A 22,863-nucleotide genomic window follows, 5' to 3' on the forward strand; every position below is an offset into this window, starting at 1 on the left:
GCCTCGACCACAGGAGATGGCGATGGACTTCAACCTCACCGGGGCGACACGCCTCAACGTCATCGTCGGCGACCCGATCGCGCAGGTGAAGTCGCCGGGCGGGATGACGGCCGCCTTCGCCGAGCGCGGCCATGATGGCATCGTCGTGCCGGTCCGGGTCGCGCCGGCCGATCTCGAGACGGTGCTGGGCGCCTTCGACAAGATGCCGAATTGCGACGGCATCATCGTCACCGTGCCGCATAAATTCGCCTGCCACGGCCACTGCGCCAGCGCGACCGAACGCGGCGACTTCCTCGGCGCAGTCAACATTATGCGCCGCCGCAAGGATGGCGGCTGGCATGGCGAGGCCGTGGATGGCGTTGGTTTCGTCGGTGCGGTCAAGGCCAATGGCGGCGACCCCGCCGGCAAGCGCGCGCTGCTGGTCGGCGCAGGCGGGGCGGGCTCGGCGATCGCGCTGGCGCTGGTTGATGCCGGCGTTGCCGAACTCGCGATCCATGATGCAGATGTCACGCGCCGGGACACGCTGGTCGAGCGGCTGAACCGTAAGGCCAAGGCAAAAATCTTTGCCGGCTCCCCCGATCCGACCGGCTTCGACCTCATCGCCAATGCCTCGCCCGCCGGCATGAAGCCGGGCGACCCGTTGCCGGTCGAGGTCGAGAAGCTTTCGTCCGATACCTTCGTCGGCTGCGTCATCACCGTGCCGGTGATCTCGCCGCTGATCGAGGCTGCTCGCAAGCGCGGCTGCAGGACCTCGACGGGCAGCGACATGTACCAGGCGCTGCAGAGCGCGATGGTCGATTTCCTGCTCGCCGGCGAGCGGATGGGCTGATGTTCACGACGCTGAAAGCGCTAGGCGAGGCGCCGGAATTCGACCTCGTCGTCGTCGGCTCAGGCGCCGCCGGCCTGTCGGCTGCGGTCTTCGCCGCCATCGAGGGCTGCTCGGTGCTGGTGATCGAGCGGACGGAATTCGTCGGTGGAACCAGCGCGCTTTCGGCGGCCACGACCTGGGTGCCGAACTCGCAGCACGCCGAGACGGTCGCGACCGGGGACAGCGTGGAGAAGGCGGCGCGCTTCCTCGACGGCGTCGTCGGCAACCATTCCTCCGCCGCCTTGCGCGAGTCGTTCCTGCGCGCCGCCCCGCAAGCCATCGCCACGCTGGAGAGCAAGAGCGACGTGCATTTCCGGCCCTATGCGACGCATCCGGACTACGAATCCGATGTCGAGGGTTCGACTATGCGCGGGCGTGCGCTCGAGCCTGTGCCGTTCGACGGGCGAGCGCTGGGCGAGGACCTGAACCGCATCCGGCCGCCCATTCCCGAATTCACCCTGTTCGGCGGTATGATGATCGACCGGACCGATATCGGCCATCTCCTCAACCTCAAGACATCGCTGAAATCGTTCCGGCACGCCGCCGGCATCCTCGGGCGCTACGGGCTCGACCGCATGCGGGGCAAGCGCGGCACGCGGCTGGTGATGGGCAATGCGCTGATCGGGGGACTGCTCCTGACGCTGAAGAGGCGGGGCGGGCGCATCCTGACGCAGGCCGAGATTATCGACCTGCCCGCTGGACCGGATGGCGTCACTGGGGTGGTCGTCGAGCAGAACGGGTTCCGGGCGGAGATCAAGGCGAAGCGCGGCGTCGTGCTGGCGGCGGGCGGCTTCAACCGCCATCCGCAGCGGCGCGGCGAGATGCTGAACGAGCCGGTGCCGTCGCTCAGCCCCTCGGCGCCCGGCCATACCGGCTTGATGCAGGACCTTGCCCTGAACCTTGGCGCGCGTCTCGGCGAGGGCAATCTCGACAATGCCTATTGGGCGCCGGTCTCGACGCGGAAGCGGCCGGACGGCACCACCGCGGTCTTCCCGCATTTCGTGCTCGACCGCAGCAAACCCGGCACCGTCTGCGTCGACCAAACGGGGCAGCGCTTCGTCAATGAATCGACCTCCTATCATCGCTTCGCGCGCGCCATGTTCGAGGCCAACCGGACGCGGCCGACCATACCCTGCTGGATCGTCACCGATGCCGAGGGCCTGCGCCGCTATGGGCTCGGCATGGTCCGGATGGGCACTCGCGACCTGAAACCCTTCCTCGGCGATGGCTATCTGCTCGAAGGCGCGAGCGTCACGGAGTTGGCCGGCAGGATGGGCGTGCCGGCCGATGCGCTGGCCGAGACGGTGGCGAAGATGAACGCTTACGCCAAGACCGGCGTCGATCCCGAATTCGGACGGGGCACCACCGACTATCACCGCGTCAACGGCGATGCCTCGCGCGGCCTGCCGAACCCGACGCTGGGGCCGATCGCGACCGCACCGTTCTATGCGGTGAAGCTGGTGCCGGGCGATATCGGCGCGGCAACCGGGCTCGTCATCGACGAGAACGCGCAGGTGCTGGGCGAGGGCGGCCGGCCGATCGGGCGGCTCTATGCCTGCGGCAACGAAGCCAATTCGATTATGGGCGGCACCTATCCGGGGCCGGGCATCACCATCGGCCCCGCCATCACCTTCGCCTGGTGTGCGGTACGTCACGCGCTCGGCCGGGCTAAGGCCACGAAGACGGGGCAGGCCGCCTGATGTCCGAGCGGCTGCCCGAAACCTGCGACCTTCTCGTCATCGGCTCCGGCGCCGGCGGCCTGTCGGCCGCGGTGACGGCGGCGGCGCTGGGGCTCGATGTCCTGGTGGTCGAGAAGGAGCGCTGGTTCGGCGGCACGACGGCCTGGTCCGGCGGCTGGATGTGGCTCCCGCGCAATCCGCTGGCCCGGGCTGCGGGTATCGACGAGGACGAGGAGACCATCCGCACCTATCTGCGCCACGAGCTTGGCGAGGGCTATGACGAGCGCTTCGTCACCATGCTGCTGCAGCAGGGGCCGCGCATGGTCTCGTTCTTCCAGAGGGAAACGGCGGTCGATTTCATCGACGGCAACCTGATACCCGATTTTCACGGCAACAGCCCTGGAGCAGGCATCGGCGGTCGTTCGCTTAGTGCGAAGCCGTTCGACGGGCGGCGGCTTGGCGCTCGTCTGGCCGATCTTCGCTCGCCCTTGGCCGAGGTCTCGCCGTTCGGCATGAACATCGCCTCCGGTGCCGATCTCAGGCATTTCCTCAATGCCACGCGCAAGCTGCCATCCTTCCTGCATGTGCTGCGGCGGCTCGCCCGGCATGTCTTCGAGCGTGCTCTGCATGGACGCGGCCTGCATCTCGTCAACGGCAATGCGCTGGCCGCCCGGCTGCTGAAGTCGGCCGACGATCTCGGCGTCACCTTGCGCAAGGGCACGTCGGCGGTCGAACTGCTGTGCGAGGAGGGCCTTGTCGTCGGCGCTGTATTGAACGACGGCGTGCGACGGATGGTTCGCGCGAGGCGCGGCGTTGTGCTGGCGACGGGCGGCTTTCCGCATGACAATGCCCGCAAGGCCAGGCTCTTCGCGCATGCGCCGACGGGCCGCGAGCATTTCTCCGCCGCGCCGTGCGCCAACACCGGCGATGGCATCCGGCTGGGCGAGGCGGCCGGCGGGCATCTTGGGCCGGCGCTTAGCGATGCAGGCGCCTGGTCGCCCGTCTCGCTGGTGCCGAGACCTGACGGGACCATCGGGCGGTTCCCGCATCTGGTCGAGCGGGCGAAACCCGGCCTGATCATGGTGCGCCGAGACGGCCGCCGCTTCTGCAACGAGGCCGATTCCTATCAAGACGTCATGCGGGCGCTGTTTTCCGCGACGCCGGAGGGCGAGACCGCCGAAGCGTGGCTGATCTGCGACCATGCCTTCCTACGCCGTTACGGGCTGGGCCGCGTCCGGCCGCGCCCCTTCCCGATCACGCCCTGGCTGGCCAACGGCTATCTCAAGCGCGGCGATACGCCGGCTGCGCTGGCCGAAGCATGCGGCATCGATCCCGACGGGTTCGGCGAAGCGCTCGCGGCGTATAACCGCGATGCCGCCGATGGGTGCGATCCAGAGTTCGGGCGCGGAAACACGCTCTACAACCGGGTGCAGGGCGATCCCGAAAACCAGCCCAACCCGTGTGTCGCGCCGATCCGGCGCGGGCCGTTCTATGCGGTGAAGATCGTGCCCGGCAGTCTCGGCACCTTTGCCGGCTTACGCACCGATGAGCAGGCCCGCGTGCTTGATGAGGATAACGCGCCGATCGGCGGCCTCTATGCTGTGGGCAACGACATGTCGAGCATGATGGCGGGGCGTTATCCCGCCGGCGGCATCACGCTCGGGCCGGCGATGACCTTCGGCTACGTCGCCGCCCATCACGCCAGCGGCGTGCCGCTGGCCAACAACAAATCCTGACCGAAACGGAGACGCTTCATGCGCTACGAAATCGCGACCCTCACCCTTCGTCTCGGCAAGGCCGGCACGGCTGTCGCCGCCATCGACGCGGCGTTCAAGTCGGGCGATGCCAAGGGGCAATTGCTGGGGTGCTGGGCGAGCGAAATCGGCATGCTGAACCAGATCATCCTGCTGCGCGGCTTCCCCGACGAGGCGGCGTTGCGGACCGAGCGCGAGCGCATGCTGGCGAACGGCAATCCGTTCGGCTGCGGCGAAGATATCGCGGCGCTCGACTTCGACAGCTATGCGCCGTTTCCGTTCCTGCCGCCGATCAAGCCCGGCCGCTACGGCGCGGTCTATGAGTTCCGGACCTACAAGCTGAAGCATGGCGGCGTGCCCGCGACGATCGCGGCATGGGAGGCAGCGATCCCCGAACGGGTCAAGCTCTCGCCGCTGGTCATCGCGATGTATGCGCTCGACGGGCCGCCGCGCTTCACCCACATCTGGCCGTTCGAGAGCATGAACCAGCGCGCCGAGGTGCGCGCCGAGTCCGTCGCCAAGGGCATCTGGCCGCCGAAGGGCGGGCCGCAATGGCTGACCGGCGAGATGATGTCGATGATCGCGCTGCCTACCGCGATCTCGCCGCTGTCCTGACGGAGGCACGGCCATGCCCGAATTCTCGCTCGCCTATCTCACCACCGTGCAGTTGTCGCCGCCCGAAGCGATCCGGACCGCGACCGAGGTCGGCTACGATGCCGTCGGGCTGCGGGCGCTGCCGGCGACACCGGGTGGTGAAGCCAGCCCCCTGATCAAGAATGCCGGTCTGCGCGCCGAGACGCTGCGAGCGCTCGGTTCGGGCGTTCCGGTCTTCGATGTCGAGATCGTCAGGCTCGATTCAGGTTTCGCGGTGGAGCGCTACCAGCCTTTCCTCGAGCTTTGCGGGGAGCTGCGGGCACGGGCGATCCTCGTCGCAGGCGACGATCCCGACGAGGCGCGGCTGACGGCTTCCTTCGCCGCTTTCTGCGAGGCGGCGGCGCCTTACGGGCTCACCGCCGATCTGGAATTCATGCCGTGGACGATGGTCCCGGATGCCAACGCCGCGCTACGGATCGTCAAGGCCGCAAACCAGCCCAATGGCCGCATTCTGGTCGATGCGCTGCATGCCGGCCGGTCGCGCACGTCGCTGGCCGATATCGCGGCGATCCCCGAAAGCCTCCTGAGCTATGCGCAGCTCTGCGACGCGCCTAGTGAGATTCCGGCGACGGATGAGGGTCTGATCCATACTGCTCGTCAGGCACGGCTGCTGCCGGGCGAGGGCGGCATCGATCTCGTCGGCATCTTCGCGCAACTGCCGGTCGATCTGCCGATCAGCGTCGAGGTGCCGCATATCGAGCGTGCGGCGGCGCTTGGCGTGCGGGAATGGTCGCGGCAGGCGCTTGAAGCGACGAAGGCCACCTTGATCCAGCGAGACGCCGCCGTGGCTTCAGGCGCCTCCCTGCGCCAGGCGGTCAGGCTGGGATGAGGGCCAAGGCGCGGCGGCCGGTCCTCAATCCAGAGGGACCAGATGCTCCAGCGAGGCGCTGCGCTGCGCGCGGTTACCGACGGGGCGGGCCGATGCGGGCTCGACGCCATAGCGCCGCGCCATCTTCAAGATATGGTTCGACAGCTCCCCCAGGGCGCCAGGCAGATCGCCGGCCTCCAGTCTTGCGATGATGGTGAAGTGCTCGCTGCTGGCGGCGTTGCGGATCGGCTCCGTGGAGCGGTGCGAGCGCAACGCCGAGACCTTTCCGGAGACCAGCTTGTAGGCGTCGATCAGGTAGCCGTTGCCGCTGTTTTCGATCGGCGCCTCATGGAAGGCTGTGTCGGCATGGGCGCAGCGCAGCTTATCCCCGGCCTCGACGGCAGCCTGCATGTCGTGGGCCGCGGTCTTCAGCGCGTCGAGGGTGGCGGTGCGCTCTCGCTTCATCGACAGGCTCAGCGCCTCCGTCTCGATCATGCGGCGGAACACGCAGAGCTTCTCGATATCCTCCTGCGTCGGCAGGAAGACGAAGCTGCCGCGCTGCGGCCTGATGTCGATCAGGCCCTGCTGCTCCAGCGCGGTCAGCGCCTCATGCACCGGGCTGCGGCTGACGCCGAGCCGCGTCGCAAGCTTGTCCTCGGAGAGGGCGTCGCCGAGTTCGACCTCGCCGTCGAGGATGGCGCGGCGCAACCTCTCGGTCACGCGCAGTGTCAGGCCTCCGCGCTGTCTGGCACTCACCGCGTCCCGCCTCCCTGCCAGCCGCCGCTCATGGCTCCTTGTACGAGCCTAGAGCGAATCGAGGAAATGGCGCGTGCCCATGAGGCCCCGGCGGGCTTTTTCCACAAAGCTCAACCGGTCGTCGCCCCGATGAGGGGTTTCGACGCTGATCGCAATGTCGGCGGGAAGGGCGTTCATCACCTCGCCGAGCCAGAGTTCGCCTTCTCCAGGGATCATGCGGCCGGCGCGCGCCTCCGCGATACAGGCGGTGTCGTCGGCGGGCTGGGCTGCCGGCGCGTCGCAGATCTGCACATAGAGGACATGCCGCTTCAGCGCGGCGACAGCAGCCGGCGAGCCGCCGGAGCGCGAGAGGTGCAGCGCGTCGAGCAGGATTCCGACATTGGCGCGGCCCGATGCCTCGGCGAGCCTCGCCGCATCCTCGATCGTCGCTGCCGCACGCCAGCGCATGAACTCGATGGCGATCGCGATTCCGTGCCCGCCCGCGATATCCGCGATACGGCCGAGAGTATCGGCGGCGCGCGCCGGTTCCGGATCCTCGGAGGTGATCTGCATCAGCGGCATGCCGAACTCGGCAGCCGTCTCGATCACCGGCAGCCAGGGCTCGATATCGGTCCCGGGCCGGAGGGTGAAGACCTCTCCGTCGAGGAAGGTCACGCCGAGATCGCCGGCGACGGCCTTGATCTCGCGGATCAGCGGTTTGTCGCCGACGATGGGATGCGCCAGATCGAGCCCGAGCGGCGCGATCAGCCGCAGGCCCGCGCTGTCATATCCGGCCTCTGCGGCGCAGCGGACATGTTCCACCGGCGGACAGCCCTGGACGGTGAGGAAAGCCAGCGAAAGACGGTGTCGGCGGTGCATCCTATCGCCTCAATAGGTCGCGCGGCCGCCGGAAACGTCGAAGACGGCGCCGGTCGAGAAGGAGCACTCCTCCGAGGCGAGCCAACTCACCAACGCCGCGACCTCGTCGGGCTGGCCCAGCCGCCCGACCGGGATCTTCGCTGTGACAAAGGCGCGGAATTCCGGGGTAAGCTGCTGCAGCATCTCGGTTTCGATCGCGGCGGGCGTGACGCAGTTCACCCGGATTGGCGTCGTCGCCAGCTCCTTGCCGATCGACTTGGTCAGGCCGATGACGCCGGCCTTGGAGGCCGAATAGGCGACGGCGTTGGGGTTGCCCTCCTTGCCGGCGATGGAAGCCAGATTAACGATGCGGCCATAGCCGGTCTTCAGCATTTCGCGGACGGCGGCCTGGCAGCAGTGAAACACGGCGTCGAGATTGAGCGACATCACGAAGCGCCAGCCCTCGCTCGGATACTCGGCGAAGGGCGCGAGCGGCCCATTATGGCCGGCGCAAGTAATGAGAATGCCGAGCGGCCCCAGATCGCCCACGACACGGGCCGTCGCGGCGCCGACCGCCGCGGCATCGGTGACGTCCACCGCATAGCCTTTCGCACCGGGAAGCATTGCCGCGGCAGCCTCGGCACGGGCGCCGTCGATATCCCAGATCGCGACCTTGTGTCCCTTGGCGGCCAGCCGCTGAGCGATGGGGAAGCCGAGGCCTCCCGCGCCGCCGGTGACGATGGCAACGCGCTGGGGTTCGACGGTCTGCATGAGGCTTCTCTCCCGAAGTCAGAGCCCACATTTGCGAGGCTCTTGACTTGCCCGACATACTAACATTCTAGTAGGTTAGATGGAGAGGAAACGCGCTCCTTGTCAAGCGGCCGAATACAGGCGGCAAGCAAGGCGCAGTGCACAGGCAGGCGGTTATGGGATTGAAAGGTTCGGCTTTTCTCGCGATCTGGCACGATATCGCCGAGGGCGGGCATGAGGCCTATCTCGAATGGCACACGCGCGAGCACATGCCCGAGCGTCTCTCAATTCCGGGATTCCGGACGGGCAAGCGCCTGCATGCCCCCGCAGCCGCGCGCTATGTCTTCGGGACGATCTATGCGGCTGACCAGGTCGAGACGTTCCGGTCGGACGCGTATCTCGCGCGGTTGAACGATCCCACGCCTTGGACCACAGCCATCGCGCCGAGTTTCCAGAATTTCCTGCGTGTCGCCTGCGACCGGGTGGCCAGTGCGGGCACTGGCGATGGCGGCTGCATGGCGACGTTGCGCTTCGATTTTACCTCGCCCGACAAAGCGGCCGCACTGCGACTTGGCGCCCAGGCGCTCGTCGACGCCGTACTTGCTCTGCCAGGTGTCGCCTGCGTCCATCTCGGTTTGGCACGCAACGAAGTCTCCGGCGTGCGGACCCGCGAGACGGAATTGCGCAGTGCCATGGCTGAGAAGGGCTTCGATGCGGTGCTGCTGATCGAGGGAGGTTCCCGCGCCGGCCTCGAACAAGCGCTGCCAGAGGCGACGCGGCTGGCGGCCGAAACCAGGGCACTCGCGGCACCGCTGCTCGATCTCTACGAGGCGGCATTCAGCCTGACCGACGACGACATGCGGGCCGTGGCAGACACGCGGGGCGGGGCAGACATGCGGGGGGTGGCATGAGCCGCATCCTGATCACGGGCGGTGGCGGCTTCCTCGGCGGCTGGATCGTGAAAGCGCTCAGTGCGGGCGGCCATGCCGTGCGGATCTTCGACCGCTCCGGCGATCGCCGCGTCATCAGGGAAATCGCCGGCCCCCAAGCCGATGCGGCGGAATGGCTGGCGGGCGATGTCACCGACGGCCCGGCTGTCGAGGCGGCATTGCGCGGCTGCGATGCGGTGATCCACCTTGCGGCGTTGCTGACGCCGGCCTGCAAGGGCGACCCTGTGCTAGGCGCTCAGGTCAATCTGATCGGCACGCTCAACGTGTTCGAGGCGGCAAGGGCGGCCGGCATCCGCCGCGTCGTCTATGCCTCAAGCGCGGCGGTGTTCGGGCCGGATGACGGCGCCACTCCGCTTCCGGTCACGCATTACGGCGTCTTCAAACTGGCCTGCGAGGGGTGTGCACGCGCCTATTGGCTCGACCATGGCATCGCCAGCATCGGCTTTCGCCCGACCATCGTCTACGGGCCGGGGCGCGAAAGCGGGCTCACCGCCGGGCCGACGCTGGCCTGTCGGGAAGCGGTCGCGGGTCGGCCTTACATGATCGGCTATTCCGGAGTGCAAGATCTCGTCTTCGTCGGCGACGTGGCAGCGGCGTTCACCGCGGCCGCGACGACGCCCTTCGAGGGCGCACATGCGTTCTCGCTCGGCGGCGGCAGCGCCGATGTCGGCGAGGTCGTGGCGGCGATCGTCGCGCAGGTTCCGGAGGCCCGGATCGAGATCGCCGGACCTGCCGTGCCGATGGCGTCCACGATCAGCGAGACGCCTTTCGCGGGATTGCTCGGCCCGCTGCCGCGCACGCCCCTGCGGGATGGCATCGCGCAGACGGTGGCGCATTACCGCGCCGCCTGAAACCACCACGGCCCGCGCTTTGTGCGCGGGTCTTGATCGACCGGGCAGCCCCCAGGCTCCCGACATCCAGAACCGGTCTGCAGAAGCCGGCAAAACATCATCCGGAGGAGGAACCCATGTCAGGCAGATTTTCAATGCGTGCCGTCGCGGTCGCCATGGTGGCGGGGCTTGGCCTCCTGGCCATGCTGAACGGCGCCGAGGCCCAGACCCTCGAGAAGGTCAAGAAGGCTGGCGTCATCCGCATCGGCGTGATGGGCGAGCAGGCGCCCTGGGGCTCGATCGATTCCAGTGGCCAGAACATCGGCTATGACGTCGATGTCGGCCGGCTGATCGGCGAAGAGCTCGGCGTCAAGGTTGAGTTCGTGCCCAACGCCGTCGCCGCCCGCATCCCGAACCTGCTGACCAACAAGGTCGATGTGCAGATGGCGGTGATGGGCATGTATCCTGATCGCGCCAAGGCGGTGCAGTTCTCCAAGCCCTATTCGGGGCTGAAGATCGTGCTGCTCTCGAGCAAGAAGAACAAGATCGAGAAGATCGAGGACGCCAAGGCCTTGCGCATCGGCGTGCCGCGCGGCGCGGCTCAGGACAAGGCGATCACCACACTGCTCGGCGACATCCCCAACATCCGCCGCTTCGACGACGACAGTTCGACGATGCAGGCGCTGGTTTCGGGCCAGGTCGACGCCATCGGCGGGAACACGACCTACATCATCAACCTCAACAAGGCCGCGCCCGGCAATGATTACGAGCAGAAGCTCGTCTTCAACGAGCAATGGCAGGGCATCTGCACCAAGCTCGGCGATGCCAATATGAATAACTGGCTGAACCAGTTCATCGACAAGGCGGCCGCCGACGGCCGCCTCGAGAAGATCAGCCAGAAATGGCTGGGCCAGCCGCTGCCGAGCTTCCCGGCTGCGGTCGAGGGCGTGCCCTTCACGGCGAAGTAAGGCGCGGTCTATCCTCGCCACCCGCTCCGAAGCCCTGAGGACGCCGCCCGCATGGTGCGGCCGGCGTCCTGCCTTCACCCGCCGAGATCCACAATGCGCAAGATATTCATCCTGAACGGGCCGAACCTGAACCTGCTCGGCCAGCGCGAGCCCGCGATCTACGGCTCCACCACGCTGGACGAGATCAGGGGCTGGTGCGAAAGCGAAGCCGCCGAACTCGGCCTCGCCATCGACTTCCGCCAGTCGAATTTCGAAGGCGAGATCATCGAGGCGATCCATGCCGCGCGGAAGGACGCCGCCGGGATCATCATCAACCCGGCCGCCTATACCTTTACCTCGATCGCGATTCTCGACGCGCTGAAGACGTTCGACAAACCCAAGATCGAGCTGCACATCTCGAATGTCCATCAGCGCGAGGCGATCTATCACAACTCGCTGGTCTCGAAGACCGCGACCGCCGTCATGGCCGGCTTCGGCGCCTATGGCTACCGGCTGGCGCTGCGCGCCATGGCGGAGATGACGCGATGAGCGGAACGACCAAGACCATCCGCGGCGAAAGCATTCCGGCACTGGGCCTCGGCACCTTCGAGCTGACCGGGCCCGAGGGCGAGACCGCGATCCGCACTGCGATCGAAATCGGCTACCGCCAGATCGACACGGCGATCCGCTACGGTAACGAGGCCGAGGTCGGTCGCGCGATCCGGGCCGCTGGCGTGCCGCGCGGCGACCTCTTCGTCACCACGAAGATCTGGTTCGACCAGCTCGAGCCGGAAACGGTTGCGCGGCGTGTCGGGGAAAGCCTCGAGCGGCTTCAGCTCGAGCAGGTCGACCTTCTGCTGGTGCACTGGCCGTCGAAGACGATCCCGCTTGGCGAGACGCTGGCTGCCTTCGCGGATGAAAAGGCGAAGGGACGCACCAGGCTCATCGGGGTCAGCAACTTTACGCTCGCCTTGCTCGACGAGGCGCTCGATGTCCACAAGGCCGATCTGTTCTGCAACCAGATCGAGTATCATCCCTTCCTGTCGCAGCAGAAGCTGCTCGCCCGTATGAGCCGCGCGGGCATGCTGCTGAACGCCTATCAGCCGATCGCGCGCGGCAAGGTCTTCGACTCCGAGGAACTGACCACGATCGGCCGCAAGCATGGCAAGAGCGCCGGCCAGGTGACGCTGCGCTGGCTGATCCAGCAGGAGAATGTGGGGGCGATCCCGCGCTCGCGACGGCCGGACAATCTGCGCGAAAACCTCGATATCTTCGACTTCGAGCTTTCGGCGGCCGAGATGCAGGCGATCCATGCCCTGGCGCGGGGCGAGCGCTATTCGAGCTTCGGCTGGTCGCCGGATTGGGACGCATGAACGCGCCCGTCCTTGCCGGGGCAGCGGCATGAAGCTTGATTTCAGCGTGGTGACGGATGCCTGGCAGCCGCTGCTGCTGGGCATGTTCGGCACGCTTTTCCTGGCTTTCTCGGGCATGGCGATCGCGATGGTCGTCGGCGTGCTCGGCGTCGCGATCCTGCGCAGTCGCCTCAAGGCGCCGGCGCTGATGGTGAACGCCTTCATCGAGATCGTGCGCAACACGCCCTTTCTAGTGCAGATCTTCTTCCTGTTCTTTGCGCTGCCGCTTGCGGGTGTTCGGCTCAACCCGACGGTGACCGCGATCCTGGCGCTTGGCCTCAATGGCGGGGCCTATGCCATCGAGATCATCCGGGGCGGGGTCGAGAGCATCCCGAAGGGGCAGACCGAGGCCGGCCTCGCGCTCGGGCTGCATAAGCGCCAGGTCTTCCGGCTGATCGTGCTGAAACCCGCGCTGCGGGCGATCTATCCCTCGCTGGCGAGCCAGTTCATCCTGCTGACGCTGACCACCGCGATCTGCACCTCGATCTCGGCCTATGAACTGACCTCCGTCGGCCAGCGGATCGAGGCGGAGACCTTCCGCAGCTTCGAGGTCTATTTCACCCTGACCGGCATCTATCTGGTGATCTCGCTCGGCACGATGTGGTGCCTGGCGGCGATCGGCCGGCGCGCCTTCAGCTATCCGACGCGCTGAGGAGGCTGGCGATGGGCGTGGCCGAATTCAGCTACCTGCTCCAGGGCCTGACCTGGACACTCTATCTGACGGTCATCGGCTTTGCCGGGGGCATCAGCTTCGGGATGCTGGTGGCGCTGGCTCGCGTCTCGGAGAGCAAATGGCTGCGCATCCCCGCGATCGGCTGGATCGGATTGTTCCAGGGAACGCCGCTGCTCATGCAGGTCTTCGTCGCCTATTTCGGCCTCCCCTTGATCGGGTTTGATTTCCCGGCCTGGGCCGCTGTCTCCGTCGCGTTGACGGCCCATGCCTCCGCCTTTCTCGGCGAAATCTGGCGCGGTGCGATTCAGGCGGTGCCGCGCGGCCAGATCGAGGCGGCCAAGGCGCTTTCGCTGCCGGCCCACAGCCTGCTGGTCGATATCGTGCTGCCGCAGGCCTTCCGGCTGTCCTTGCCGGCGACGGTCGGCTTTCTCGTCCAGTTGCTGAAGGGCACGTCGCTGGCCGCCATCGTCGGCTTCATCGAGCTGACTCGCGCCGGCACCATCGTCTCGAACCAGATCTACAAGCCGATCCTCGTCTTCGGGGCTGTCGGCGCGATCTATTTCGCGATGTGCTGGCCGCTTTCGCTCTATGGACGGCGGCTCGAGCGCAGGATGGCGGCCAGCAACGCGCGCTGAGCCTTGCCTGTCACTTTGGCCTTCACTTGGGTCGTCACTCGGCCGGCGCCGGCAATACCGCTTCAGCCCGCGGCTTGCGCTTGAGCTTGCTCATCCAGAGATAGATGATCGGCGTGGTGTAGAGCGTCAGAATCTGGCTCAGGATCAGCCCGCCGACGATGGTGATGCCGAGCGGGCGGCGCAGCTCGGCGCCCGGTCCTGTGGCGATCATCAGCGGGACAGCACCGAGCATCGCCGAGAGCGTCGTCATCAGGATCGGCCGGAAGCGTTCGAGGCAAGCCTCGAAGATCGCCTCGCGTGAGGGCAAGCCGCGCTGGCGTTCGGCGCCGATGGCAAAATCCACCAGCATGATGCCGTTCTTCTTGACGATGCCAATCAGCAGGATGATGCCGATGAAGGCGATGATGGTCAGATCGGCGCCGGCGACCCGCAGCGCGATCAGGGCGCCGAGCCCCGCCGAAGGCAGGGTCGAGATGATCGTGACCGGGTGGATCAGGCTCTCATAGAGCACGCCGAGGATGATGTAGACGGCGAGGATCGCGACCAGGATCATGATGCCCTGGCCGCCGGCGCCTTGCGTGAAAGCCTTGGCATCGCCAGCGAACTCCGCCCTCAATGAGGCCGGCATATGCAGCCCTTCAACTGCCGCCACGACCGCGTCGCTGGCCTCCTGAATGCCGGTGCCGGGAGAAAGGTCGTAGGTGATCGTCACCGCCGGGAACGGGCCCTGATGGTTGATGACAAGCGGCGCCGTGCCGCGCTCGACCTTGACCACACTACGCATCGGCACCTGCGCGCCGTTGCGGCCCGGCACGTGCAGGTCGAGGATGTCGCCGGGGTCGCGGCTGCGGGCGGGGTCGATCTCCAGCACGACGCGGTACTGGTTGCGCGCGCCGTAGATCGTCGAGATCTGGCGCTGGCTGAACGCGTCGGACAGGACGTTGTCGATGTCCTGGATCGCGACGCCGAATTGGGAGGCCTTGTTACGGTCAATGACGACATTGGCCTGGAGGCCGCCCTGTTCGCGGTCGGTCGAGACATCGACGAGCTCGGGCAAGGTGCGCAGACGCTCCAGCACCTTGGGCACCCACTCCTCCAACTCGGGAAGGTTCGGGTCCCACAACGTGAACTGGTATTGCGAGCGGCCCTGCCGGCCGCCGGCGCGGACATCCTGAATCGGCGTCAGGAAGATGCGCACGCCGGGGATGGAGCCGAGCTGGCCGCGCAACCGGGCGACGACCTGCGCCGAGCTGACGCCGCGCTCGTCGGGCGGCTTCAGGCTGACGAAGAAGCGCCCGGTATTCACCGAACCGCCGCCGCCAATGAAGGAAGCGACGCCGAACACCGCCGGGTCCGAGGAGACGATCGCCGCGCCTTGCTGCTGAAGCTGCATCATCGCCGGGAAGGAAACGTCGGTCGAAGCCTGGGTGAAGCCGATGATCAGGCCGGTGTCGTCCTGAGGAAAATAGCCCTTCGGCGCTGCGATGAACATCTGCACAGTCAGGGCCAATGTCGCTGCCATCACGATCAGCATCGCCCAGCTGTAACGCAGCGCCACGCGCAGCGTGCGCGCATAGAACCCGCTCATGGCGGACAGGACCCGCTCGACGGCGCGGTCGAAACGGGTCTCGCGATGCGGGCCACCTTTCAAAAAATGCGCGCAGATCATCGGCGTGACGCTGAGCGAGACGACCGTGGAGACCAGGATCGCAAAGGTCAGCGTCAGCGTGAATTCGCGGAAGAAGCGCCCTGCGACGCCGTCCATGAAGAACAATGGAATGAACGCCGCGATCAGTGACAGTGAAATCGAGACGACGGTGAAGCCGATCTGGCCGGCGCCGAGCAGCGCTGCGCGCAAGGGCGAGAGGCCGCGCGCGACGCTGCGCTCGATGTTCTCGATCATCACGATGGCATCGTCGACGACGAAGCCGACCGAGATCGTCACCGCCATCAGCGAGAGATTGTCGAGGGTGAAGCCTGCGAGCCACATCGCGATGAAGGTGCCGGCGATCGAGAGCGGCACGGTAACGCCGGCGGCCATCGTCAGCGTCGCCCGGCGCAGGAAGACGAAGACGACCAGCATCACCAGCACGATCGAGATCATCAGCGTGTGCTGGATATCGGCGATCGAGGCGCGGATCGTCACCGTGCGGTCCGACATGATCGAGAACTGGATGCCGGCGGGCACCCATTTCTGGATTTCCGGCAGCAGCGCCTTCACCCGGTCGACGGTGTCGATGACGTTGGCGTCGGCCTGTTTCGTCATGGTGATCAGGATCGCGGGCTTGCCGTTGTACCAGCCGGCGGCGCGGCTGTTGCGGACGCCGCGCTCGACGACCGCGACATCGCCCAGGCGCACCACGGTGCCCTTGGCCGAGCGCACGACGATATTGCCGTAATCCTCGGGCTCGCGGATCTGGTTGTTGGCGGACAAGGTCTCGCTGAGGCGCCCGCCATCGAAGGAGCCGACGGCGGAGACGGTGTTGGCGTTGACGATGGCGGTGCGGATCGTGTCGAGGCTCAGGCCCATGGCGGCGAGCTGGGCGGGATCGACGCGCACGCGGATCGCCGGCTGCTCGGCGCCTGCGACCGTGACCTCGCCGATGCCTTCCACCTGGGAGATGCGCTGGGCGATGATGGTGTCGGCCGCGTCGTACATCGCGCTCGGCGTCATCGTGTCCGAGGTCAGCGCCAGGATCAGGATCGGCGAGGCGTTGGGGTTCGCCTTGCGGAACTGCGGCAGCGTCGGCAAATCGCCGGGCAGGTCGGTTGCGGCCGCATTCAGCGCGGCCTGCACGTCGCGCGCCGCGCTGTCGGTATTCCGCGTCAGGTCGAATTGCAGCACGATCGAGGTCGAGCCGAGCGAACTCGTCGAGGTGATCTCGGTCACGCCGGGGATCGAACCCAGACGGCGTTCGAGCGGGGCCGCGACGCTGCCGGCCATCGTCGCCGGGTCAGCCCCGGGGCGGCTGGCGAAGACGCGGATGGTCGGGAAATCGACGCTCGGCAGGCTCGCCACCGGCAGAAAGACATAGGCGACCATGCCGACGAGGAAGAGGCCGATCGCCATCAGTGTCGTGCCGACCGGACGCAGGATGAAGGCGTCCGAGAGCCCGCGCGCGGTCTTCCAGCCCTGATCCCCGCTTTGGCGGGCCGGCTCGCTCATTCGGCCGCCTCCGGTTCCGGATACGGGACGACGCCGTCGCGTCCGCCGCCCCACCGCCGGCGCAGATTCTCCAGGGCGAGGTAGATCACCGGGGTGGTGTAAAGCGTCAGCAACTGGCTCAGCAGCAGGCCGCCGACGATGGTGATGCCGAGCGGCTGGCGCAGCTCGCTTCCAGTGCCTGTCGCCAAAGCCAGCGGCAGGGCGCCGAGCAAAGCGGCAAGGGTCGTCATCATGATCGGCCGGAAGCGCAGCAGGCAGGCCTTGACGATGGCTTCCTCCGGCGGGAGGCCCTCGTTGCGCTCTGCGTCCAACGCAAAGTCGATCATCATGATCGCGTTCTTTTTGACGATGCCCATCAGCAGGATGATGCCGATCAACGCCACGATGGAGAGTTCGCGACCGGTCACGATCAGCGCCAGCAGCGCCCCGACACCGGCGGAGGGCAGCGTCGTCAGGATCGTGAAGGGGTGGATGTAGCTTTCGTAGAGCACGCCGAGCACGAGGTAGATCGTCACGATCGCAGCCAGAATCAGCCAGGGCTGGTTGGCGAGCGAACGATTGAATTCGGCGGCATCGGCACTGAACGCGCCGGAAATCGAACTCGGCATGCCGATCTCGCGCTCGACCGAGGCGATCAACGTCACCGCGTCGCCCAGCGCCTCGCCCGGCGCGAGATCGAAGGAGACGGTGGCAGCGGGGAACTGCTCCTGATGCGCGATGGAGAGCGGCGCGGTCTCGCGGATCAGCCGGGTGAAGGAGGAGAGCGGCACCTGCACGCTGTTTTGCGTCACGGTGGTGTTTCCGGCCGTGTTGGTCTGGCCCTGCGTGTTGGTGTTGCCGGTGACGTAGAGCTTCGACAGCGAGGAGGGATCGCGCAGATATTGCGGCGCGGCCTCCAGGATGACGCGGTACTGGTTTGACTGCTCGTAGATCGTCGCGATCTGGCGCTGGCCGAAGGCGTCGTAGAGCGTGTCGTCGATCGCCTGGATCGAGACGCCGAGGCGCCCCGCCTTGGCGCGGTCGATCTCGACATGGGCGCGCAGGCCGCCATCCTGAGTTTCGTTGGCGACGTTGCGGACGATGCGTTCGCGCCGCAGCGCATCCGAGAGCTTGCCGGCCCACTCCATCACGGCGGGCTGGTCGGCGCCGGTCAGCGTGTACTGATACTGCGAGCGGCTGGCGCGGGTGGTGATCTGGATGTCCTGCACCGGCTGGACATAGGCGCTGACTCCGGGGATCGTCGTCGCCACGGCGCGCAGACGCTCGGCGATCGTCGCCGCATCGTCGCGACGCTCGCCCTTCGGCCGCAAGGTCACGGTCAGGCGCGCTGTGTTGAGGGTGGCGTTGGCCTGGCCGATGCCGAGCACCGAGACGACACCGGTGACCTCGCCGTCGCGCTCGAAGGCCTCCGTCACCTTGTCCTGCAGCCGCTTCATCTCGCCGAAGGAGACGTCGGCCGAGGATTCCAGCACGACATTGAGCAGCCCGGTGTCCTGGCTCGGCAGGAAGCCCTTGGGAATGCCGATATACATCCAGATGGTCAGCGCGAACGTCAGGACGCTGGCCAGCAGCACCAGACCGCGCGCCCTCAAGGCCCAGCCGAGCGTGACCTCGTACATCCGCGCCATCGCCGAGATCGGCCATTCGGCGGCGCGCATCAGCCAGTTCTCGCGCTCGCCCGTATGGTGGCGCAGCAGGCGGGCGCACATCATCGGCGTCAGCGTCAGCGAGACGACGGCCGAGACGACGACGGCGATGGTCAGCGTCAGCGCGAATTCGCGGAACATGCGGCCGACGAGGCCGGTCATGAACAGCAGGGGGATGAAAACCGCGACCAGCGAGACGGTCAGCGAGATCACGGTGAAGCCGATCTCGCGAGCGCCGTCATAGGCGGCCTGCAAGGGCTTCTTGCCCTGCTCCATGTTGCGGACGATGTTCTCGATCATCACGATCGCATCGTCGACGACGAAGCCGGTGCCGATGGTCAGAGCCATCAGCGAGAGGTTGTCGAGGCTGAACCCTGCCAGCCACATCACCGCGAAGGTCGCGATCAGCGAGAGCGGCAGGGTGACGCCAGCGATGATGGTGGCGCGGACCGTGCGCAGAAACAGCAGGACGACCAGCACGACCAGTGCGCAGGACAGGATCAGCGTGAACTGCACGTCGGCGATCGAGGCACGGATGGTCTCGGTGCGGTCGCTCACCACCTGAATCTCGACGCCGGCCGGCATGCCCTTGCGCAGCTGCGGGATCTCCTGCTTCACCCGCTCGACGGTGGTGACGATATTGGCACCGGGCTGGCGCATCACGTCGAGGACGACAGCCGTCCGGCCCTTGTACCAGGCGCCGACGCGGCTGTTTTCGAGGTCCTCCAGCACCACCGCGACATCGCGCAGGAAGACGGGCGCGCCGCTGCGATAGGCCACGACGATATCGCGGTAGGCCGAGGCGCTGCCGATCTGGTCGTTGGCGGAGATGGTGTAGGCTTGGTGGTTGCCGTCAAGCGCGCCCTTGGCGCCGGCGACGTTGGCGTTGACGGTCGCGGTGCGCAGATCCTCCATGCCAAGCCCATAGGCGGCGAGCCGGGCGAGATCGGCCTGGATGCGGATGGCTGGCCTGACGCCGCCTTCGATCGAGACATGACCGACGCCGGAAACCTCGGAGAGGCGCGGCGAGAGCAGCGTGTCGGCGAGGTCGCTGAGCTGGCGCAGCGAAACCGTGTCGGAGGTCAGCGCCAGCACCATGATCGGCGCGTCGGCCGGGTTGATCTTCGCGTAGGTCGGCGGATAGGGCAGCGTTCGCGGCAGGGTGGAGCCCGCCGCGTTGATCGCCGACTGCACATCCTGCGCGGCGGCGTCGATGTCGCGGTCGAGTTCGAATTGCAGCGTGACCTGGCTTAAGCCGAAGGAGCTCTGCGAATACATCGTCGAAAGCGAGGGGATCTGGCCGAATTGCCGCTCCAGCGGCGCCGTCACCAGCGAGGCGATGGTTTCGGGGTTGGCGCCCGGCAGCTGGGTGGTGATCTGGATCGTCGGGAAATCGACCTGCGGCAGGGCCGAGACCGGCAGGCGCAGATAGCCCAGGATGCCGCAGAGCAGGACCGCGATCCCGAGCAGCGAGGTCGCGACCGGGCGGCTGATGAAAGGCGCGGACACGCTCATCGCGGCTGCCTTGTCATGGCTGTGCTTGCGGCCTTTGTGCCTCGGATCCGGTCCCGGGGGAAGCGCCGGCATTGCCGCGGCGGGCGCCCTCCCGGTTGTTGCCGCCGCCTTGTCCGTTGCCGTCGCGGCGCGGACGGGCAGCGCCGGTGCCGGCATCGGGACCGGCCGGGGCGTCCTGCGCCGGGGCAGTCGTGCCTGCACCCGTGCCGGCGGCAGGCTCACGCTGGCGGCGCCCGGCTTGTCCTTGTCCCGGCTCGCGCGCGCCGCGGCGGCCAGGTGCGGCGGCTGCGGGCTGCGCGGCCTGCTCGGGCGTCGTGACCGTCACTCTCGACTTGTCGGTCAGCCGCGCGAAACCGGTGGTGACCAGCCTGTCGGGCGGCGTAACGCCAGCCGTGATTACGGCCGATGTCTCGTCCTGCTGGCCGACCGTGACCGTCACCTGCCGCACCGTCTCGTCGTCGCTGACGACGAAGACGTAAGCGCCGTTTGGCCCGCGCTGGATCGCGGCGGTCGGCGCCACGATGGCCTGCTTCAGCGTGTCGACGAAGACGCGGACATTGACGAACTGTCCCGGCCAGAGCTGCAGACGGTCGTTGGGGAAGCGCGCCTTGACCTTGATCGTGCCGGTGGTCTGATCGACGACGTTGTCGATGACCTCGACCACCCCCTTGTCGATGATCGTGGTGCCGTCGGAATCGAGCGCGTCGACCTCGACAGGCCCGCGTGCCACGGCGGCGCTCACCGCGCGAAGCTGCTGTTGCGGCAGGTTGAAGATCAGCGCGATCGGCTTCAGCTGGGTGATCACGACAAGCCCGCCCGAGTCGGAGGCGCGCACGATATTGCCCTGGTCGACCTGACGGATGCCGAGGCGTCCGTCGATCGGCGCCCGGATCGTGGTGTAGTCGAGGATCGCCTTGGCGTTGTCGATCGCCGCCTGGTCGGAGCGGACCTGCGCTTCCAGCTGCGCGACCGTGGCGCGCTGGGTATCGGCCTGCTGGCGGGAGCCGTAATCGGTCTGGGCCAGCTTGGCATAACGCTCGAGATCGGCGCGGGCATTGGCGAGCTGCGCCTCGTCCTGCGCCTTCTTGGCGACGGTCTGGTCGTATTGCGCCTGATAGGTGGCCGGATCGACCTTGGCGAGGATGTCGCCCTTCTTCACATCCTGCCCGTCCTTGAAGACGATCTCCAGCAGGCGGCCATCGGCCTGGGTCCGCACGGTGACGGTGTTCAGCGCCTGGATCGTGCCGACCGCATCGGCCGTAACGGGCACGTCGGCGAAGCGGGCGGGCGTCGCGATGACAGGGATCGGCCCTTCGTTGCCACCGGCGCGGCCACGCCGCCCGCCGCGTCCCTGGCCCTGCTGCGCGCCGGCGACGGTCTCGCCGCTGCCCGGCCACCAGCCGCCATTGTAGCTGTGCCAGCCCCAGGCGGCGGCGCCGGCCACGATCAGGAGGATGAGGAGCCGCTTCATCGCGCCGCATCCGTGTCGAGAATCGCCGCCTGCCGGTCGGCCGGTGTCCAGCCGCCGCCCAATGCCTTGAACAGGTCGACATAGGCGGTGAGCTTCTGCAGCTTGACCTGCGAAAGCTGATCCTGCGCCGAAAACAGCGTCTGCTGCGTGTTCAGCAGCGTGACGATGTCGATCGTGCCCTCACGCAAGCGCTGCTCGGTGATGGCGTAGGCGCGCCGCGCGGATGCGACCGTCTCGGCCTGAAGGCGCTCATGGCGGGTGTTCTCCTGAATCGCGATCAAGGCGTTCTCGACATCCGCGAAAGCGCTGACGACGGTCCTGCGGTAGGTCGCGATCAGTTCGTCGGCCGTGCCCCGCTCGAGTTCGATCTGGGCCCGCAACCGCCCGCCGTCGAGGATTGGCTGCACGAGGCCGGCGGCGGCCGAGGCGAACACCGCGTCCGGTCGCAGCAGGTTCTTCAGCACGGCGCTTTCGAGCCCGCCCTGGCCGGTCAGCGTGACGCTGGGGAAAAGCGCGGCGCGGGCGGCATAGAGCGTCGCCTCCTGCGCGGTCAGGCGCGTCTCGGCCTCGGCGATATCGGGCCGGCGCTGGAGGAGTTGCGAGGGCAGGCCGGGCCGCACGGCGGGCACGGCGAGCGCGTTCAGGCTGCCGCCCTTGATCGAAACGGCGGCAGGCGTGTCGCCGACCAGGATCGCCAGCGTTACCTTCGCCTGTCGGGAGGCAAGTTCGAGCGGCGGCACGCTCGCCCGCTGCTGCGCCAGCACGCTCTCCTGCTGCGCGAGGTCGAGCTGCGTCGCGGTGCCGACATCGAGCCGCGCGCGGATCGCCTTCAGGACACGCTCGGCGCCGGCGATGTTCTCCTGCGCGATGCGCAGCCGGTCCTGCGCGGCAAGGACCTGGAAATAGGTCGTGACGACGTTCGAGACGGCCGTCAGCGCCACCACATCGCGGTCGAAGCGCGTTGCTTCGGCGGCCAGGCGTCCGGCATCGGCGCCCGCGCGGTTGCGACCCCAGAAGTCGAGTTCGTAACTCGCCGAAAGCCCAAGGCTGAACTGGTTGCCGACGCTTTCGTTGAAAGGGCCGCGCCGGGAGCTCAGCGTGCCCGGCCTCAAGGAGCGCGAGGTGTCGCCCGACCCGCTCAGCGTCGGGTAGAGGGATGCAGCCGAGATGCGCGATTGCGCGTCGGCCTGGCGAATGCGGGCGATTGCGGCGGCGATGTCGAAGTTCTCGCCCCCAGTCCGTTCGACCAGCCGGTTCAGCTCGACCGAGCGAAACAGGCGCGGCCATTGCGGCGATACGGCGGATGCGGGCCGGTGTTCGCCTGCGGCAAAGCCGGGGGTGACGGACACACCGAGATCAGGGCGCTGCTCGGCCGGCAGGCAGGCGCCGAGCCCAAGCGCGAGCGCCGCCGCGGATGAAAGGCGAAGCCATGAGGAACGCGCTCCGGGCCGGGCAGGATCACGCATATCGCCCGGCACCATCCACCCGCCCATTCCGATCCAGGACGCGGAC

Annotated in this window: 19 protein-coding genes; 12 read left to right on the forward strand and 7 right to left on the reverse strand. The window is 67.4% G+C overall.

What is annotated here, in order from left to right; translation table 11 throughout:
- Nucleotides 1-22 precede the first annotated feature (22 nt).
- The 5 genes from AC1DR6_RS01010 to AC1DR6_RS01030 are packed head-to-tail and all read left to right on the forward strand — an operon-like array spanning nucleotide 23 to nucleotide 5,784.
- Nucleotides 23-829 carry a shikimate dehydrogenase family protein gene (locus tag AC1DR6_RS01010; RefSeq protein ID WP_476827316.1) on the forward strand — a complete coding sequence of 269 codons (807 nt, stop codon included), beginning with the start codon at nucleotides 23-25 and terminating at the stop codon, nucleotides 827-829.
- Nucleotides 829-2,568 carry an FAD-dependent oxidoreductase gene (locus AC1DR6_RS01015; protein ID WP_476827317.1) on the forward strand — a complete coding sequence of 580 codons (1,740 nt, stop codon included), beginning with the start codon at nucleotides 829-831 and terminating at the stop codon, nucleotides 2,566-2,568. The genes AC1DR6_RS01010 and AC1DR6_RS01015 overlap by 1 nt, the downstream gene beginning before the upstream one ends.
- Nucleotides 2,568-4,283 (forward strand): FAD-dependent oxidoreductase, encoded by a 1,716-nt coding sequence (locus AC1DR6_RS01020; protein WP_476827318.1) that lies wholly within the window; start codon nucleotides 2,568-2,570, stop codon nucleotides 4,281-4,283. The genes AC1DR6_RS01015 and AC1DR6_RS01020 overlap by 1 nt, the downstream gene beginning before the upstream one ends.
- Before the next feature lie 18 nt (nucleotides 4,284-4,301).
- Nucleotides 4,302-4,916, forward strand: a complete 615-nt coding sequence (locus AC1DR6_RS01025) for an NIPSNAP family protein (protein ID WP_476827319.1) — start codon at nucleotides 4,302-4,304, stop codon at nucleotides 4,914-4,916.
- A gap of 13 nt (nucleotides 4,917-4,929) precedes the next feature.
- Nucleotides 4,930-5,784 (forward strand): sugar phosphate isomerase/epimerase family protein, encoded by an 855-nt coding sequence (locus AC1DR6_RS01030; RefSeq protein WP_476827320.1) that lies wholly within the window; start codon nucleotides 4,930-4,932, stop codon nucleotides 5,782-5,784.
- A 24-nt stretch (nucleotides 5,785-5,808) separates the two neighbouring features.
- Here the strand turns inward: AC1DR6_RS01030 and AC1DR6_RS01035 are convergent, their stop codons facing one another.
- From AC1DR6_RS01035 to AC1DR6_RS01045, 3 genes are read right to left on the reverse strand one after another with little or no spacing between them, the layout of a single operon-like run.
- Nucleotides 5,809-6,519 (reverse strand): GntR family transcriptional regulator, encoded by a 711-nt coding sequence (locus AC1DR6_RS01035; protein WP_476827321.1) that lies wholly within the window; start codon nucleotides 6,517-6,519, stop codon nucleotides 5,809-5,811.
- A 48-nt stretch (nucleotides 6,520-6,567) separates the two neighbouring features.
- A complete protein-coding gene (locus tag AC1DR6_RS01040; RefSeq protein ID WP_476827322.1) occupies nucleotides 6,568-7,377 on the reverse strand; it encodes a sugar phosphate isomerase/epimerase family protein in 810 nt (269 codons plus the stop codon).
- 9 nt (nucleotides 7,378-7,386) lie between these two features.
- Nucleotides 7,387-8,127: an SDR family NAD(P)-dependent oxidoreductase gene (locus AC1DR6_RS01045; protein WP_476827323.1), complete on the reverse strand. Its 741-nt coding sequence runs from the start codon at nucleotides 8,125-8,127 to the stop codon at nucleotides 7,387-7,389.
- Between the two features lie 155 nt (nucleotides 8,128-8,282).
- Here AC1DR6_RS01045 and AC1DR6_RS01050 point away from each other — a divergent pair, with 155 nt between their 5' ends.
- The 7 genes from AC1DR6_RS01050 to AC1DR6_RS01080 all read left to right on the forward strand — a co-directional run bounded on the left by AC1DR6_RS01050 (nucleotide 8,283) and on the right by AC1DR6_RS01080 (nucleotide 13,553).
- Nucleotides 8,283-9,017, forward strand: coding sequence for a hypothetical protein (locus AC1DR6_RS01050; protein ID WP_476827324.1), 735 nt, complete (start codon nucleotides 8,283-8,285; stop codon nucleotides 9,015-9,017).
- Nucleotides 9,014-9,907, forward strand: a complete 894-nt coding sequence (locus AC1DR6_RS01055) for an NAD-dependent epimerase/dehydratase family protein (protein WP_476827325.1) — start codon at nucleotides 9,014-9,016, stop codon at nucleotides 9,905-9,907. Before AC1DR6_RS01050 ends, AC1DR6_RS01055 begins: the two co-directional genes overlap by 4 nt.
- A 116-nt stretch (nucleotides 9,908-10,023) precedes the next feature.
- Nucleotides 10,024-10,854 carry a transporter substrate-binding domain-containing protein gene (locus AC1DR6_RS01060; protein WP_476827326.1) on the forward strand — a complete coding sequence of 277 codons (831 nt, stop codon included), beginning with the start codon at nucleotides 10,024-10,026 and terminating at the stop codon, nucleotides 10,852-10,854.
- 93 nt (nucleotides 10,855-10,947) lie between these two features.
- Complete coding sequence (gene aroQ / locus AC1DR6_RS01065) at nucleotides 10,948-11,382, forward strand: type II 3-dehydroquinate dehydratase (RefSeq protein WP_476827327.1); 435 nt, start codon at nucleotides 10,948-10,950, stop codon at nucleotides 11,380-11,382.
- Entirely contained in the window at nucleotides 11,379-12,206 is an 828-nt protein-coding gene (locus tag AC1DR6_RS01070; protein ID WP_476827328.1) for an aldo/keto reductase, read from the forward strand. The genes aroQ and AC1DR6_RS01070 overlap by 4 nt, the downstream gene beginning before the upstream one ends.
- Nucleotides 12,207-12,234: 28 nt before the next feature.
- Entirely contained in the window at nucleotides 12,235-12,897 is a 663-nt protein-coding gene (locus AC1DR6_RS01075) for an amino acid ABC transporter permease (RefSeq protein ID WP_476827329.1), read from the forward strand.
- A gap of 11 nt (nucleotides 12,898-12,908) precedes the next feature.
- Nucleotides 12,909-13,553, forward strand: a complete 645-nt coding sequence (locus tag AC1DR6_RS01080; protein ID WP_476827330.1) for an amino acid ABC transporter permease — start codon at nucleotides 12,909-12,911, stop codon at nucleotides 13,551-13,553.
- A gap of 34 nt (nucleotides 13,554-13,587) precedes the next feature.
- On the opposite strand, the gene AC1DR6_RS01085 is transcribed toward AC1DR6_RS01080, so the two are convergent.
- From AC1DR6_RS01085 to AC1DR6_RS01100, 4 genes are read right to left on the reverse strand one after another with little or no spacing between them, the layout of a single operon-like run.
- On the reverse strand, nucleotides 13,588-16,719 hold the full coding sequence (locus AC1DR6_RS01085; protein WP_476827331.1) for an efflux RND transporter permease subunit: 3,132 nt from the start codon (nucleotides 16,717-16,719) through the stop codon (nucleotides 13,588-13,590).
- A complete protein-coding gene (locus AC1DR6_RS01090) occupies nucleotides 16,716-19,880 on the reverse strand; it encodes an efflux RND transporter permease subunit (protein ID WP_476827332.1) in 3,165 nt (1,054 codons plus the stop codon). Before AC1DR6_RS01090 ends, AC1DR6_RS01085 begins: the two co-directional genes overlap by 4 nt.
- Nucleotides 19,881-19,893: 13 nt before the next feature.
- Nucleotides 19,894-21,351 (reverse strand): efflux RND transporter periplasmic adaptor subunit, encoded by a 1,458-nt coding sequence (locus AC1DR6_RS01095; protein WP_476827333.1) that lies wholly within the window; start codon nucleotides 21,349-21,351, stop codon nucleotides 19,894-19,896.
- Nucleotides 21,348-22,817, reverse strand: coding sequence for an efflux transporter outer membrane subunit (locus AC1DR6_RS01100; protein WP_476827334.1), 1,470 nt, complete (start codon nucleotides 22,815-22,817; stop codon nucleotides 21,348-21,350). The genes AC1DR6_RS01095 and AC1DR6_RS01100 overlap by 4 nt, the downstream gene beginning before the upstream one ends.
- Between the last annotated feature and the right edge of the window lie 46 nt (nucleotides 22,818-22,863).

Source organism: Allobosea sp. P5_A5 (assembly GCF_056400625.1).

Coding starts and splice junctions, on each gene's coding strand:
- AC1DR6_RS01030 (WP_476827320.1), top strand. CDS start 4,930: ATGCCCGAATTCTCGCTCGCCTATCTCACCACCGTGCAGTTGTCGCCG.
- AC1DR6_RS01090 (WP_476827332.1), bottom strand. CDS start 19,880: ATGAGCGTGTCCGCGCCTTTCATCAGCCGCCCGGTCGCGACCTCGCTG.
- aroQ (WP_476827327.1), top strand. CDS start 10,948: ATGCGCAAGATATTCATCCTGAACGGGCCGAACCTGAACCTGCTCGGC.
- AC1DR6_RS01045 (WP_476827323.1), bottom strand. CDS start 8,127: ATGCAGACCGTCGAACCCCAGCGCGTTGCCATCGTCACCGGCGGCGCG.
- AC1DR6_RS01025 (WP_476827319.1), top strand. CDS start 4,302: ATGCGCTACGAAATCGCGACCCTCACCCTTCGTCTCGGCAAGGCCGGC.
- AC1DR6_RS01075 (WP_476827329.1), top strand. CDS start 12,235: ATGAAGCTTGATTTCAGCGTGGTGACGGATGCCTGGCAGCCGCTGCTG.
- AC1DR6_RS01010 (WP_476827316.1), top strand. CDS start 23: ATGGACTTCAACCTCACCGGGGCGACACGCCTCAACGTCATCGTCGGC.
- AC1DR6_RS01060 (WP_476827326.1), top strand. CDS start 10,024: ATGTCAGGCAGATTTTCAATGCGTGCCGTCGCGGTCGCCATGGTGGCG.
- AC1DR6_RS01070 (WP_476827328.1), top strand. CDS start 11,379: ATGAGCGGAACGACCAAGACCATCCGCGGCGAAAGCATTCCGGCACTG.
- AC1DR6_RS01015 (WP_476827317.1), top strand. CDS start 829: ATGTTCACGACGCTGAAAGCGCTAGGCGAGGCGCCGGAATTCGACCTC.
- AC1DR6_RS01085 (WP_476827331.1), bottom strand. CDS start 16,719: ATGAGCGAGCCGGCCCGCCAAAGCGGGGATCAGGGCTGGAAGACCGCG.
- AC1DR6_RS01100 (WP_476827334.1), bottom strand. CDS start 22,817: ATGCGTGATCCTGCCCGGCCCGGAGCGCGTTCCTCATGGCTTCGCCTT.
- AC1DR6_RS01055 (WP_476827325.1), top strand. CDS start 9,014: ATGAGCCGCATCCTGATCACGGGCGGTGGCGGCTTCCTCGGCGGCTGG.
- AC1DR6_RS01020 (WP_476827318.1), top strand. CDS start 2,568: ATGTCCGAGCGGCTGCCCGAAACCTGCGACCTTCTCGTCATCGGCTCC.
- AC1DR6_RS01095 (WP_476827333.1), bottom strand. CDS start 21,351: ATGAAGCGGCTCCTCATCCTCCTGATCGTGGCCGGCGCCGCCGCCTGG.
- AC1DR6_RS01080 (WP_476827330.1), top strand. CDS start 12,909: ATGGGCGTGGCCGAATTCAGCTACCTGCTCCAGGGCCTGACCTGGACA.
- AC1DR6_RS01040 (WP_476827322.1), bottom strand. CDS start 7,377: ATGCACCGCCGACACCGTCTTTCGCTGGCTTTCCTCACCGTCCAGGGC.
- AC1DR6_RS01050 (WP_476827324.1), top strand. CDS start 8,283: ATGGGATTGAAAGGTTCGGCTTTTCTCGCGATCTGGCACGATATCGCC.